Raw genomic sequence first — 14,451 nt, 5'->3', positions numbered from 1 at the left:
CACTGTGCGATTCGCCGCTTGTTCGCAAACGGTTCGGGAATCGTCGGCCCGTTACCGGGCGGCGGCCAGATGCGCGCCGCCGGGACCATCGTCAGTCAGGTGAGACGGTCGGCGCCTCGGCGTCGTTGCGCCGGGCGTCGACATCGGGCGCGACCGGGCAGCGGTGGCAGGCCACCGGGCCGTTCACGATCCCGGACGGAGGAACGGCCGACGAGCCGCCCTCCGGAGAACCTCCCGACCCACTACCGGCCGGGATACCGCTGACTGCCCCGAGGTTCGTCCGCGCCGGCGCGGGTCCGTCACCGCCGGGCACGTCCTCCCGGATCGTCTCCGGCGCTACCGGCCGGGCGGCCGGGGCATGCCGTTGGAGATGCGATCGGGAGTGGGCCTTGAGGCGCCGGACCGGGATGTACCGGGTCCGGGCCGACGTGGCCCGGGTGCTTCGGCTCGCCTTGGCCTTACCGGCCTTGACCTTGCCCACCTTGACCACCCGGGTCACGGCGGGCCGGGCCGGCTCGGCCACGGATTCAGCCTTGTCCGCCTCGGCGACCGGCTGCTTCTCGTCGTCCGCGTCCTCGCTGCTGGCACGCAGCGGGGCGGCCGCCTCGGGCAGCACCTCGTCGAGGGGCTCCTCTGCCGAGGAGTCGTACTGCGGGATCTCGGGTACGGACTCCAGCGGCTGGACGGCCGCCTTCAGGAGTTCGCCAACCACGGATTCGTGCCCGGTCGCCCGCTCCACGTTCTCCGTCACGGCCCCGAACCAGGAGCCGGTGATCGGCTCGGGCCCGGGACCGGCGGCGTGTGCGGCGGCGCCGGTGAGCAGCCAGGCCGCTCCGGCCAGGCCGCCGACGACGAGTGCACGCAGGACCCACCGGGAACCGGCACGTCCGGCGCGGCGCTCCGGCCGCCGCTCCGCCCCCTGGCTGTGGGGCGGCATGAGCGGGGAGCCGCCGGGGGTGACCGGCACGGAGCGGGACGCCGTGCGCGGCGTGCGCTCGACCCTCCAGCCCGGCATCGGATCCACCCCTCGTCGTCGACCTGATGGCCTTCTTGACCTCTTTATGTGAGATCAGGCGATATCGGCCACTCGGTATTGGTAACGACGTGAGCGAGCGGAAAGTCACGCGAACAAATCAGAAAAATGATCGCGGGAATCGGATCGGAAAATCACACCAGGCGGGTACGCGGACCGGCTCGCAGCACACCGGACGGAAGGGAGCGGCTCACCAGACGTTCGGCCAGTTCGGCGGCCTCGATCAACCGGTCGAGATCGATTCCGGTATCGAAGCCCATGTCGTGCAGCATGTGCACGACCTCCTCGGTGGCCACGTTGCCGGAGGCGCCGGGCGCGTACGGGCAACCCCCCAGCCCGCCGGCGCTGGCGTCGAACTCGGTCACGCCGAGCTCCAGCGCGGTGACGATGTTGGCCAGTCCGGTGCCCCGGGTGTTGTGGAAGTGCAGGAGGTCCGGGCGTACCTCGGAGAGCAGGTCGCGAACCCGGCGCGGCGTCGCCATCCCGGTGGTGTCGCCGAACGCGATGCGGTCCGCGCCGTCGGCGCGGACCCGGGCCACGATGCCCGCCACCCGCTCCGGCGCGATGTCGCCCTCGTACGGGCAGCCGAAGCTGGTCGCCACGATCACCTCGAGCGTGCCGCCGGCCTCGTGCACCAGCGGGATCAGCCCGGCGATGTCGTCGAGCGACTCGTCGGTGGAGCGGTTCAGGTTGCGCCGGTTGTGGGTGTCGCTGGCCGAGACCACGACCTCGATTTCCCGGAAGCCGGCGGCCAGCGCCCGCTGTGCGCCGCGGGTGTTCGGGATCAGCGCGGAGTACCGCACGTCCGGGTCGCGGGTGATCCGCGACCAGACCTCGTCGGCGTCGGCCATCTGCGGGATGGCCTTGGGGTGCACGAACGAGACCGCCTCGATCCGGCGCACCCCGGTCCGGCTGAGCGCGTCGATCAGCTCGACCTTGCCGTCGGTGGGCACCGGGTCCTCGTTCTGGAGGCCGTCGCGGGGGGCCACCTCGCGAATGCTGACAAAGCTCATCACTTCACCCCTTTCCGCATCCGGGAGACGATCGCGGTGTCGTAGTCGCCGGAGAGGAACTCCTCGTTCTCCAGCAGCTCGGCGAAGAACGGCAGGTTGTTCTTGGGGCCGGCGATCGCGAAGCCGGCGACCGCGGCGCGGGCCTTGGCCAGCGCGTCCTGGCGGTCGGCGCCGAAGACGATCAGCTTGGCCAGCAGGGAGTCGTAGAACGGAGTGACCGTGTTGCCCGCGGTGTAACCGGAGTCGACCCGGGCACCCTCCGGCTCGACCCAGGTCGTGATCTTGCCGGGGCCGGGAAGGAACCGCTTCGGGTCTTCCGCGTTGATGCGGAGCTCGATCGCATGCCCGGCCGTTTCCGGTTTCAGGGTGACGTCCTCACCGCTGGCGATGCGCAGCTGAAGCTCCACCAGGTCGATGCCGTGGATCAGCTCGGTGATCGGGTGCTCGACCTGGAGCCGGGTGTTCATCTCCAGGAAGAAGAACTCGCCGGTGGCCGGGTCGAGCAGGCACTCGACGGTGCCCGCGTTGCGGTAACCGACCGCCTCACCGGCCTTGACGGCCGCCGCCAGGATCCGCTCCCGCAGCTCCGGGCCGACCGCCGGCGACGGGGCCTCCTCGACCAGTTTCTGGTTGCGCCGCTGCACCGAGCACTCCCGCTCGGAGAGCGCGACCACCCGCCCGTCGGCCAGGCCGAGGATCTGCACCTCGACGTGCCGCACCCGGGGGAAGAAGCGCTCCAGCAGCACCGATCCGTCACCGAACATGCGCTCGGCGAACGCCTGCACCTTGCCGAGCTCGGTACGCAGCGCGTCCTCGTCGGCGGCGACGCCCATGCCCATCCCGCCGCCACCGGCCGCGGCCTTGACCATCACCGGATAGCCGATCGTCTCGGCCGCCGCGATCGCGGCGTCGACGCCGGCGACCGGCTCGGCGGTGCCGGGCGCGACCGGCACGCCGGCCGCGGCCATCAGGTTGCGCGCGTTGATCTTGTCGCCCATCGCGGTGATCGCGTCGGCGCCGGGTCCGATCCACACCAGGCCGCTCGAAGCGACGGTACGCGCGAAAGTCGCGTTCTCGCTCAGGAAGCCGTACCCCGGGTGGATCGCCTGCGCCTTGCGTTCCTTGGCGGCGGCGAGGATCGCGTCGGCGTTGCGGTAACTCTGCGCCGGATTGGCCGGTCCGATGCACACGGCCTCGTCGGCCTCCGCCACGAACGGCAGGTCGGCGTCCGCCTCGGAGTACACCGCGATCGTGCGGATCCCCAGGCGGTTGGCGGTACGGATGATCCGGCGGGCGATCTCGCCCCGGTTCGCGACGAGCAGCGACTCGATCATGAGGCTCCCTGTATGTCGGCATGCCGGCGTGCCCGGTGGGGCGGCCGGTGTTCCGTGGCCACCGGGAACCGGTGGGCTCCCGCGAGGCCTTTTGTCCTATTTGTAGAGTCTATCGCCCAGTGAGGGCATGCATGGTGGCTTCGCGCAGCAGGTCGGCCCGCCGGCGCCGCTCCACCTCGCCGCCCAGGAACGGCGTCGAGTTCATCAAGCCGAACGCGGCGTGCGCCAGCACCCGGGCCTCGGCCGCCTCCAGCTCGGGACGCAGCAGGGTGAGCACACCGACCCACTCCTCCACATAGAGCCGCTGCAACCGGCGGATCTGCCGGCGCGGCTCCTCCGGCAGCCGGTCCAGCTCGTGCAGGTGCAGCGCGATCACCGCGGGGTTGGCCAGCGCGAAGTCGACGTGGAAGTCGATCAGGTCGGCGAGCGCCGCCTCGGCCTCGGCCGGGTGCCGGGCGACCCGCTCGCGGCCACCCTCCAGCAGGCTCTCGCTCACCGGGATCAGCGCGGCGACCAGCATCGCCTCCTTGCCGGCGAAGTGGTGATACAGCGCCGGGCCGGTGACGCCGGCCGCCGAGCCGATGTCGTCCATCGACACGCCGTGATAGCCGCGGGCCGCGAACAGGCCCACGGCGATCTCGAGAATCTCATCGCGGCGCGACCGCCGCCGAGGCGCCGGCGGGGTGGTCCGGTGCCGCTGATCTACCGTCGTCACCTCGCCACTTTAACGCGTCGTCAAGTGGTTGCTTAACGGTCGTTCAGCCGATCGACGGCCTCCCGGGTGTCGGCGTACACGTCCGGGTGCCGCGCCTCGGCCGCCAGCGTGTCCAGCAGCGCCAGCGCCTCGGCCGGTCGGCCGGACCTGAGCAGCGCCTCGGCGCGCATGTTGGTAACCCGATCGGCGTCCTCGGTCGCCCCGATCGCCCGCAGCCGTTCCGGGGCGCCGTCCAGGTGCGGCAACGCCTCGGCCCAGCGGCCGCGGCGCATCAGCAGGTTGCCGACCTCGAAGGCGAAGACCCCGCGCCCCCACTGCACACCGGGATCTTCGGCCAGTTCGGCGGGGAGTTCAGCGTATTTGCGGGTGACCTCCGGGATCAGCCGCTCGGCCTCGTCGACCTGGTCGGCGTAGTTCAGCGCCATCAGCCGGCCGCGGAGCACCCGCAGCTCGCCGCCGAGATCGCCGGCCTCGCGCAGCGCCTCGGCCGCGGCCTGGAAGGTCAGCGCCGCCTCGGCGTCCCGGTCCACTTTGTAGAGCAGCTGCGCGGCGTCCTCGCCGACCCGGCCACGGCCGTGCGGGTTGTCGGTCAACGCCTCGATCAACCCGCGGTACAGCTCCAGCGCCCGGTTGCTGTCACCAAGATCACGATAGATGCCGGCCAGCATGTACCGGGTGTCGTTGAGCGGCTCGTCGAAGCCCAGTTTCTCGAACCCGAGCGCCGCCTCCTCGGCCACCTCGGCGGCCTCCGGCAGCCGGTCGGCCTGGAGATAGGCCTGCGCCAGGTCCTGCCGGGCGAAGACTCCGGGCTGCTCGGCATCCTGCTCGGCGCAGATCGCGACCGCCTCGACGAAGTCCTCGATCGCCTCCTCGGGACGGTCGAGGGCCATCAGCGCCCGGCCACGCAGGGCGTGCGCGGCCATCTCGGCCCCGGGCACCCCGGTGGTCAGCGACTCGGTCATCGTCGCGACCACCTCGGCCGGATCCTCGGCGAGCTGCCCGAGGATGGTGGCCGCCTCGGCGCTGGTCTGCGCCGGACCGTGCTCGCGGTAGAACTGCCAGGCCTCCCGGGCCGCCTCGCGCGCCTCGTCGTGCCGGTGCGCGGCGCCGCGGTTCCGCGACCGCATCAGCGCGTGGTACGCCACCCGCCGCGGCTGCCCCCACTCGGCGGCGTACTCGTCGGCCCGGTCGCCGGCCTCGTTCGCCTCGTCCAGGCGGTCCGCCATGAAGTACATCGTGGACAGTCGCAGCCAGGCGTTCGCCTTGTCCCGTGCGGTGCCGTGCTCCTCCTGGTAGGCGACGTCGGAGCGGACCAGGGCCACGTCCTGGACCGGGTCGCCCCGCTCGGCCCGGGCCCGCTCCATTGCGATCCGGGCACGCAGGGCGCTCACCCTGCCACCGTCGCCGGCCTGGGCGAACGCGACCACGGCCCGCTCCCAGGCGGCGATCGTGCCGTCGTGGTCGTCGCCGGGGAGCACGATGCCGCGGAAACTCCAGAGCCGGCCGCCCAGCAGCGGGTCGCCGGGCTCCGGGAACCGCTCCGAGTACGCCGCCAGCACCGCCCCGAACGCGTCGTGCTCGTCCTCGTCGAGGTGTTTCTCGGCGAGATCGAGCAGCTCGGTCTCCGTGAGGCCGTCCGGGATCTCGGCCGCCTCCGTCACGGACGGCGCTGCCGGAGCCGGAGCCGGAGCACGGCGGGCCGTCGGGGCGAGGGGCAGATCGATCCCGTACGGCTCGGCGGCCATCGTCTCGGCGACCAGCTCGCTCTGGTGCGCCGTGCCGTTGCGCGCGTCGAACCGGGCGGCCAGCTCGGTCGCGTACCCGGCCAGCTCGTTGGCGAGCGCGGCGGCGGTGACGTCCGGCCGGCCGGTGCGGCGGATCGGCGAGTCGCCGTGGCCCAGCGCCACCAGCCGGCGCAGCAGCGCCACGCACGAGGCCGCGAAGGTCATCCCGGCGGCCGGCGACGGCGCCCGGTCCAGCCAGTCGAGGTGCCGCTGCACGATCTCCAGGCCGCGGGCCTCGTTGCCGGTGCGCGCGCAGAACAGGATGTGGTCGCCGATCCCCGGCAGGTCGGCCAGGTTGCCCCGCTCGACCAGGTACGACCGGCGGTGGGCGTCGGCCGCCTCGGCGGGCAGGCCGGATTTCAGGTACGACACCATCAGCTCGCTGAGGATGGTGTGCGGCTGCTCGGTGCAGGACAGGTCACCGGCCAGCACCGGGCCGGCCAGCTCGACGGCCTCGGCGTGCCGGCCCCGCTCGTTCAGGTGGACGACCAGGGTGGTCGGGTCGCAGCCGGCGCAGTCGGAGAGCGGCGTGCGGGGCGCGGCGCGCCATTTCTCGAACCAGTCGTCGGCCTCCGCGTCGGCGCCGATGTGCCGGGCGACCAGATACCGATGCTTGTACACCGGCTGCATGCCGTGGCCGCCCTCGCGGTAACGCCGCTCCATGTCGTCGAGCACCGCGTAGGTCCGGGCGAGCGGAATCTCCGGGAACTTGGTGAGCGCGTTGACCATGGTCTTGAACAGCCAGAGCAGGTTGTGCGTCCAGCGCTCGTGGTACGGCTGCGGGTTGCGATCGAAATCGGCCACACACCAGGAGAAGGTGGCGAACGCCTTCACCGACTCGCCCCCGTAGATGTACGCCGTGGTGGCGAACAGCCGGGTGTAGAACGCCAGCGCCGGGTCACCGGCCCCGTCGGCGTGCCGCAGCACCTGCTCGACCAGGGCGATCTGGGCCGAGCCGTACGGCAGGTGGTGGGCCTCGTCCAGGACGCCCCAGAGCTCCTCGGCCGTCTTCATCGGGTCTCCTCCTCGGGGACGGCCCGGTCCAGCAGGCCCAGGAACGACGTGGTGAGCAGGGCGGCGTCGGCCGGCCGGATCGGGTGGTGGCCGAGCAGCAGCGCCTGCCCGTACAGCGACTCGACGGCGAGGGCGGCGAGTTCGGCGTCACCGAGCGCGGCCACCCGGCGGATCAGCGGATTGCGATGATTGAGCACCAGCTGGGGACGGTCGTTCGGCACCGTCGAGGAGAGGGCGTCGAGCACCCCGCCCCACAGGTCGTCGGCCTGGTCGCGGCTGGCGGTGAACTCCTCGTGGAAGGCGGCCGAGCGGCTCACCAGGTAGAGCGCGGGCAGGGTGACCGGGTCGAAGGCGCGGACCACCACCTCGCAGCCGAGTTTGTCCAGGCGGCGCTGGGCGGCCGAGAGGAACGGGCGCAGCCGCAGCTCGGCCTCGGCGTCGACGGCGGTGAACCGGGTGGTCAGGTCGGTCGGGTCGAGGCGCTCGGCACGCACCTCGGGGTCGGTGGCGGCCAGCCGCTCGATCAGGTCGGCGTCGTAGACGTAACCCCCGTTGATCAGGCCCACGTCCTGCGCGGCGGCGACCGCGGCGAGCTGGCGGAACTCGTCGGCGGTCGCGGCGTACCGCAGCACGCCGAAGCGGGCCCGGAACTCGGCCAGGGTCAGCTCGCCCACGTTGGTCTGCATCGGGTACCACTGCTCGACCAGGCGCAGCATCTCGGCGTCGTGCAGGGCCAGCGCCTTCACACCCAGGTGGTGGATCTGGAGGAACTGGGCGAGCCGGCGCGGGTCGGTGGTGGAGAGCCGGACCAGCCAGCCGCGCAGCTGGTCGGCGATCGCCTCGCGGGTCTCGGCGAGCATGCCGTCGTCGTAGAGCGCCTCGCGGCTCGCGGTCGGGCGCAGCTCGGTGCTGTCGACCACGCAGCGGGCGAAGAACGCCCAGTCCGGCAGCAGGCCCTCGACGCTCTCGGAGAGCAGCATCCGCTTGAGGTAGACCCGGTGGCCACCGCGGCTGGCCGGGTTGACCGGGGTGGGCAGCACGAAGGCGGCGCCGGACAGACCGGCGCCGGGCACGTTCAGCTCGATCACGTCGAAGGGACGGAAGCCCAGCACCGATTCCGCGTACGCCATCCGCTCGGCGGCCGGGAGCGCCCAGGGCACCGTCCCGGTGGTGACCCGGCGGCCGTCGACGCTCACCTCGACCGGCAGCAGCGAGCCGTAGAGCTCGGCCAGCTCGGTCACGGTCGCGCCGGTCAGGTAGTGCTCGGCGCCGCGGCGGGGCAGCAGGGTGACCGTGGTCCCCGGCTCGCGCTCGTCGCCGGGGCCCACCGCATAACGCCCGTCGGAGTAGCCGGTCCACAGGACCGGGTCGGCGCCGGCGCGCCGGGTGTGCACCCGGATCTCGTCGGCGACCAGGAAGCAGGAGAGCAGGCCGATGCCGAACTGGCCGAGGAACTCGTGCCGGGCGAAACCCAGCTCGTCACGTTTCGAACTGCGGCCGATGGTGGCGAGCAACTCGTGCACCTGCGCCTCGGTGAGCCCGATGCCGTTGTCGGTGATCCGCAGCGTGGCGCCGGTGGTGATCTCGACCCGGCCGGCGTGGTCCGGCCCGACCGCGGTGATCGCGTCCACCGCGTTCTGGAGCAGCTCGCGGACATACACGCGGGGGCTCGCGTAGAGGTGGTGACTGAGCAGGTCGACGATGCCCCGTAGATCGACCTGGAACGTGTTGCTCACGGCGTCGCACGGTACCGGGTCCGTCCGACAAAAACGGGAGACTTTCGGGGCGGCTTTGCGAGCCGCCCCGAAAAATCAGTGCAGGCCGCCCGGCTCCCCGCCCTTGACGATCGGCGCCCGGACCAGGTTGCCCCACTCCGTCCACGAGCCGTCGTAGTTACGGACCTGCGGGTAGCCCAGCAGGTGGTGCAGGACGAACCAGGTGTGGCTGGACCGCTCGCCGATCCGGCAGTACGCGATGATGTCGTCCGCCGTCTCCAGGCCTAGCTCGTCGCGGTAGATCTTGATCAGTTCGTCGTGCGCCTTGAACGTGCCGTCGTCGTTCGCCGCCGACTTCCACGGCTTGCTGACCGCTCCCGGGATGTGCCCGCCGCGCAGCGCGCCCTCCTGCGGGTACGCCTCCATGTGCGTGAGCTCGCCGGTGTACTCCTGCGGCGAGCGCACGTCGACCAGCGACCGGCCGCTGGCGATGTGTCCCATCACCTGGTCGCGGAACGCCCGGATCTCCGCGTCGTTGCGGACCGGCACCGGGTACTCCGCGGTGGCGCGGGTGGTCTTGTCCCGGGTGACCGGGCGCCCCTCGGCCACCCACTTCTGCCGGCCGCCGTCGAGCAGCCGCACGTCGCGATGCCCGAAAAGACTGAAGACCCACAGGGCGTACGCCGCCCACCAGTTGAAATTGTCGCCGTAGAACACGATCGTGTCGTCACGGCCGATGCCCTTGGCCGCACACATCGCGGCGAACGCGGCCGGGTCCAGGTAGTCCCGGGTGACCTGGTCGTTCAGTTCCAGGTGCCAGTCCACCTTGACCGCTCCCGGGATGTGCCCGGTGTCGTAGAGCAGCACGTCCTCGTCCGACTCGACGACCACCAGGCCGGGAGTGTCCAGGTTCGCGGCGAGCCACTCGGTGGTGACCAGTTTGTCGGGGTGCGCGTACGCCTGAAGCGCCTGCGCCGGATCGTTCGATACGGACATGCCTGTCACGCTAGCCCTCCCTAGTCGGTCACCGGGGCCAGCACCGGGCGCTTCGCCGTGATCAGGTCACCGGAGGAGCGGCCGCGCAGGTGCCGGCTCACCCAGGGCGCCAGGTGCTCGCGGGCCCAGCGCAGATCCGCGCTGACCGCCAGCCGCCACGGGGTGGGCTGCGGCGCGGGCGGGACCAGCATCCAGTCCTCCTCGACGCCGACGCCGAGCGCGGTCAGCACGTGCCCGGCGACCCGCCGGTGCCCGGCCTCGGACAGGTGCAGCCGGTCGTCGCTCCACATGTCGCGATGCAGGTAGGCATGGTCGGCGAAGAGGTCGATCAAATACGCGCCGTGCCGCTCGGCGATCTCCTGGAACCCGTCGTTGAGCACCGCCGCGCGGGCGCCGATCATCCGCTGGCCGCCGGGGATGTGCACGGCGACGTCGGCGAACCGGAACATGATCACGTCGGCGCCGGTCGCCCGGATCCGGGCGATCACCGGGTCGATCTTCTCGACCAGCGTGTGGGGGTCGACCCGGGGCCGGAGGATGTCGTTGCCCCCCGCCGCGAAACTCACCAGGTCGGGCCGCATGGCCAGGGTCGGCTCGAGCTGCTCGGCGATCACCTGGTCCAGGAGCCGGCCGCGGATCGCCAGATTCGCATATCCGAACTCGGGGCCGGAATCGACCGCGAGCCTGGTGGCGACCAGGTCGGCCCACCCGCGATAGGTCCCGTCCGGATACTCGTCGCACATGCCCTCGGTGAAGCTGTCACCCATCGCTACGAAGCCACGCCAGGCCATTCCGCCCCCTAACGTCTGTTCAGCTTTGGTGCCGGATCAGTCTCCACCGGACAGCGAGCGAACGGAACGTGACGCTGGCGACACCTAGATAAGCAGGTGATTCAGTCACACCCGTTCTCTAGGCTCGGGGGTCATGCTGCTTCGGATGTCCACCCTGCTGCTCAAGACCTTGCGTGAGGAGCCGGCGGACGCGGAGGTGCCGAGTCATCGGCTCCTGGTGCGCGCCGGATTCGTCCGCCGCGCCGCCCCGGGCGGCTACACCTGGCTCCCGCTCGGCAAGCTGGTGCTGGACCGGGTCGCCGCGATCGTCCGGGCGGAGGTGATCGCCGCCGGCGGCCAGGAGGTCGCCTTCCCGTCCCTGCTCCCGCGCGAGCCCTACGAGGTGAGCGGCCGCTGGACGGAGTATGGCGACGACATCTTCACCCTGCGCGACCGCCGCGACGCCGAGCACCTGCTCGCGCCCACCCACGAGGAGATGTTCACCCTGCTCGTGCAGGACATGACCAGCTCCTATCGGGACTTCCCGGTGCTGCTCTTCCAGATCCAGACCAAGTTCCGCGACGAGGCCCGGCCGCGCGGCGGCCTGCTCCGCGGCCGCGAGTTCCTGATGAAGGACGCTTACTCCTTCGACCTGGACGACGAGGGCCTGCAATTTTCGTACGGCGTGATGCGCGCCACCTATCAACGCGTCTTCGAGCGCCTCGGCCTGCGGCACACCGTCGTCTCGGCGGTCTCCGGTGCGATGGGCGGCTCGGCGTCCGAGGAGTTCCTGGCCACGGCCGAGGTCGGCGAGGACACCTTCGTCGGCTGCACCGGTTGCGACTACGCGGCGAACACGGAGGCCGTGGTGACCCCGGCGCCGCCCATCCGGGAGGTCACCGCACCCCCGCTCGCCGTGCACGACACCCCGGACACCCCGACCATCGCCGCCCTGGTCGAGCTGGCCAACGAGCGCCGGCTCGGCGACCGATCCGACTGGACCGCCGCCGACACCCTGAAGAACGTGGTGGTCACCGTGCACCACCCGGGCCGCGGGGACGAGGTGGTGGCGATCGGCCTGCCCGGCGACCGTGAGGTCGACCTGAAACGGCTGAACGGGGTGCTCGCCCCGGCCACCGCCACCCTCTTCGACGACTTCGCGTCCCGTCCCGACCTGGTGAAGGGTTATCTCGGCCCGCAGGGCATCGCGGTGCGCTACCTGGTCGACCCGCGGGTCGTGTCCGGCACCGCCTGGCTGACCGGCGCCAACGAGGCCGGCAAGCACGCCACCGACGTGGTGGCCGGCCGGGACTTCACGCCGGACGGCACGATCGAGGCGGCCGAGGTCCGGGCCGGCGACCCGTGCCCGTCCTGCGCCGACGGCTCGCTGACCATGCGGCGGGGCATCGAGATCGGGCACATCTTCCAGCTCGGCCGGCGCTACACCGACGCGTTCAAGGTGGACGTGCTGGGCGCCGACGGCAAGCCGGTCCGGCCGACGATGGGCTGCTACGGCATCGGCGTGTCCCGGGCGGTCGCCGCGATCGCCGAGCAGCACCATGACGAGCGGGGACTGTGCTGGCCGGACGCGGTCGCCCCGGCCGACGTGCACCTCGTGGCGGCCGGCCGGGACGGTCAGGTGGAGGCGGCGCTGGCCCTGGGCGAGACCCTGTCCCGGGCCGGGCTCCGCGTGCTGGTCGACGACCGGCCGAACGTGTCGGCCGGGGTGAAGTTCACCGACGCCGAGCTGATCGGCATCCCACGGGCCGTGGTGGTCGGCCGTCGCCTGGCCGAGGGTTTCGCCGAGGTGCGGGATCGCCGCACCGGCGAGCGACAGGACGTGCCCCTTGTGGACGTCCCGGGGGTCATCGCGGCAACACTGGGATAGGGACGGATCGACGGCGGGAGGCGATGGCATGGCCAGGCTGGTGGCGGACGCGATGACCCGGCGGGTGGTCTACCTGCCCGAGGACACGGCTCTCGACGAGGCCGCGCAGGCGATGCGCGACCAGGGCATCGGCGACGTGGTGGTGACGCACGGCCCGACCATGGCCGGCATCGTCACCGACCGGGACATCGTGGTGCGGGCGATCGCCGAGGGCCTCCCGCCGGCCGGCACCACGCTCGGGGCGATCGCCACCCGTGAGCTGATCATGATCGAGCAGAGCGCCACCGTGGAGGAGGCGGTCCAGGCCATGCGCTCCCGCTCGGTCCGCCGCCTCCTCGTCTGCGACGCCGACCGCCAGGTGGTCGGCCTGATCAGCCTCAGTGACGTGGCCCTCGTCACCAGCTCGGCCGCCGCCTGACCCGGTCCGCCCGGTGACGGCGCTAAGTTGGTCTTCGTGACCGACATGCCGCCGAAGCTGGCCGAGATCGTCGAGGATTTCGCCTCCGCACCCCGTGAGGTGGTCCTGGAGATGCTGCTGGAGTTCTCCGACGCGGTGCCACCGCTGCCCGCCGAGCTGGCCGGGCACGACGGCATGGAGCAGGTGCCGGAGTGTCAGACCGCGTTCTTCCTCCGCGCCGAGGTGCGACCGGACGCCACGGTGACCACCTGGTTCGACTGCCCGCCGGAGGCGCCCACCACCCGGGCTTTCGCCGGCATCCTCGCCGAGGGGCTGGCCGGGGCGTCGGCGACCGAGATCCTGGCCGTGCCCGACGATCTCTACGCGCGGATGGGGCTGGCCCAGGCGATCAGTCCGCTGCGCGTCCGCGGCGGCACGGCGATCCTGGCGCGGCTCAAGCGCCAGATCGCGGACCAGGTGAACTAGGCCTCGGCCTGTCGCATCGCCCCCGAAGCTCAGAACCACCCTGAACGGAGAAGCGTGGATATCCAAGTCTGGTCCGATGTCATCTGCCCGTGGTGCTACATCGGCAAGCGGCGCCTCGAGGAGGCGCTGGCCGAGTTCGGCGGGGACGTCACCGTCACCTACCGGGCGTACCAGCTGGACGCCTCCCCGGTGCCGCAGCCGTTGCCGATCAAGAAGGTGATGGCCGAGAAGTTCGGCGGGCCGGAGCGGGCCGAGCAGATGTTCGCGCACGTCGCCGGGGTCGGCGCGAATGTCGGGCTGACGCTCGACTTCGACCGGGCGATCGCGGCCAACACGTTCGCGGCGCACCGCCTGATCGCCTGGGCCGCCGGGCAGGACCGGCAGGCCGACATGCTGGACGCCCTCCAGCGGGCGCACTTCACCGACGGGGTGGACATCGGCTCGCTGCCGGCGCTCGCCGAGGTGGCCGCCTCGATCGGACTGGACCCCGCGGCCGCGCTCGCCTACCTGGAGTCGGAGGCCGGCACCAGCGCCGTCCAGGTCGATCTGACCGAGGCGCGGGAGCTGGGCATCACCAGCGTCCCCACCTTCGTCATCGACGGGAAGTACGCCGTGCAGGGCGCCCAGGAGCCGGCTGCCCTGATCGCCGCCTTCGAGGAGATCGCCCGCCGCGAGGCCGTCGACGCCGGTCTATGACGTTTCACGTGGAACGGTATTGATACCGGTCCACGTGGACCTCAGCCGATCTCTTTGGCCAGCCCCTCGATCACCTGGGCGCCCGGGAGGGCACCCAGGGCCGGCCCGGCCACCGCGATCTTGCTGTGCCGGACGCCGGAACCGACGATCACGTGCGGGGTGGCGACCACCCGGGAGTCGACCAGGATCGGCCAGTCGGCGGGCAGGCCGATCGGCGTGATCCCGCCGTACTCCATCCCGGTCAGCGACACCGCCTCGTCCATCGGCGCGAAGCTGCATTTGCGGACGTCGAGAAGCCGCCGGACCACGCCGTTCACATCGGCCCGGGTGGTGGCGAGCACCACGCAGGCCGCGTACTTCGTCACCTCGCCCCGGCGCCCGGCCACGATCACACAGTTGGCCGACTCGGCAGGCGTGACCCCGTACGCCTCGCAGAACGCCGCGGTGTCCGCCAGGCTCGCGTCGATCGGCGCCACCAGCACCTGATCTCCGTCGACCGGCGCGTCCTCCGGCCAGACCGCCAGTGCCTTGGCCACCGGAGCGGCGAGCAGATCGGTTCGCGACTGAGCAGGTTCGGTCTGAAGGCTTCCCATCACGCCCGCCATCATTG

The 14,451-nt window shown here is 71.7% G+C and carries 13 protein-coding genes; 4 read left to right on the top strand and 9 right to left on the bottom strand.

The annotated features are described in order from the left end of the window. Positions 1-91 precede the first annotated feature (91 nt). From Aiant_RS21315 to Aiant_RS21280, 8 genes are all read right to left on the bottom strand, one after another. Entirely contained in the window at positions 92-1,015 is a 924-nt protein-coding gene (locus tag Aiant_RS21315; RefSeq protein ID WP_189331985.1) for a hypothetical protein, read from the bottom strand. Between the two features lie 152 nt (positions 1,016-1,167). After that, on the bottom strand, positions 1,168-2,046 hold the full coding sequence (locus tag Aiant_RS21310) for a hydroxymethylglutaryl-CoA lyase (RefSeq protein ID WP_189331986.1): 879 nt from the start codon (positions 2,044-2,046) through the stop codon (positions 1,168-1,170). Beyond that, on the bottom strand, positions 2,046-3,380 hold the full coding sequence (locus Aiant_RS21305) for an acetyl-CoA carboxylase biotin carboxylase subunit (protein WP_189331987.1): 1,335 nt from the start codon (positions 3,378-3,380) through the stop codon (positions 2,046-2,048). Before Aiant_RS21305 ends, Aiant_RS21310 begins: the two co-directional genes overlap by 1 nt. Positions 3,381-3,489: 109 nt before the next feature. After that, a complete protein-coding gene (locus tag Aiant_RS21300; protein WP_189331988.1) occupies positions 3,490-4,095 on the bottom strand; it encodes a TetR/AcrR family transcriptional regulator in 606 nt (201 codons plus the stop codon). 32 nt (positions 4,096-4,127) lie between these two features. After that, a complete protein-coding gene (locus Aiant_RS21295) occupies positions 4,128-6,893 on the bottom strand; it encodes a tetratricopeptide repeat protein (RefSeq protein ID WP_189331989.1) in 2,766 nt (921 codons plus the stop codon). Then, on the bottom strand, positions 6,890-8,629 hold the full coding sequence (locus tag Aiant_RS21290) for an HSP90 family protein (RefSeq protein WP_189331990.1): 1,740 nt from the start codon (positions 8,627-8,629) through the stop codon (positions 6,890-6,892). The genes Aiant_RS21295 and Aiant_RS21290 overlap by 4 nt, the downstream gene beginning before the upstream one ends. Positions 8,630-8,704: 75 nt before the next feature. Continuing rightward, positions 8,705-9,604 (bottom strand): sulfurtransferase, encoded by a 900-nt coding sequence (locus Aiant_RS21285; RefSeq protein WP_189331991.1) that lies wholly within the window; start codon positions 9,602-9,604, stop codon positions 8,705-8,707. Positions 9,605-9,624: 20 nt separating this feature from the next. Beyond that, entirely contained in the window at positions 9,625-10,395 is a 771-nt protein-coding gene (locus tag Aiant_RS21280; protein WP_189331992.1) for an SGNH/GDSL hydrolase family protein, read from the bottom strand. A 133-nt stretch (positions 10,396-10,528) separates the two neighbouring features. Between Aiant_RS21280 and Aiant_RS21275 the strand changes: the two genes are divergently transcribed. From Aiant_RS21275 to Aiant_RS21260, 4 genes are read left to right on the top strand one after another with little or no spacing between them, the layout of a single operon-like run. Continuing rightward, the gene (locus Aiant_RS21275) at positions 10,529-12,262 is read left to right on the top strand and encodes a proline--tRNA ligase (protein WP_189331993.1); all 1,734 of its coding nucleotides are present in this window, start codon (positions 10,529-10,531) and stop codon (positions 12,260-12,262) included. A gap of 28 nt (positions 12,263-12,290) precedes the next feature. Further along, positions 12,291-12,680, top strand: a complete 390-nt coding sequence (locus Aiant_RS21270) for a CBS domain-containing protein (protein ID WP_189331994.1) — start codon at positions 12,291-12,293, stop codon at positions 12,678-12,680. A 36-nt stretch (positions 12,681-12,716) separates the two neighbouring features. Further along, on the top strand, positions 12,717-13,145 hold the full coding sequence (locus Aiant_RS21265) for a SufE family protein (RefSeq protein WP_189331995.1): 429 nt from the start codon (positions 12,717-12,719) through the stop codon (positions 13,143-13,145). A gap of 54 nt (positions 13,146-13,199) precedes the next feature. Next, positions 13,200-13,841, top strand: a complete 642-nt coding sequence (locus tag Aiant_RS21260; protein WP_189331996.1) for a DsbA family oxidoreductase — start codon at positions 13,200-13,202, stop codon at positions 13,839-13,841. A 41-nt stretch (positions 13,842-13,882) separates the two neighbouring features. Here Aiant_RS21260 and Aiant_RS21255 read toward each other — a convergent pair whose 3' ends face one another. Then, complete coding sequence (locus Aiant_RS21255; RefSeq protein ID WP_189332327.1) at positions 13,883-14,434, bottom strand: YbaK/EbsC family protein; 552 nt, start codon at positions 14,432-14,434, stop codon at positions 13,883-13,885. Positions 14,435-14,451: the final 17 nt, after the last annotated feature.

Origin of the sequence: Actinoplanes ianthinogenes (genome assembly GCF_018324205.1) — a bacterium.
GTDB classification, from domain to species: Bacteria; Actinomycetota; Actinomycetes; order Mycobacteriales; family Micromonosporaceae; genus Actinoplanes; species Actinoplanes ianthinogenes.
This window is presented reverse-complemented; position numbering and strand designations above follow the sequence as displayed.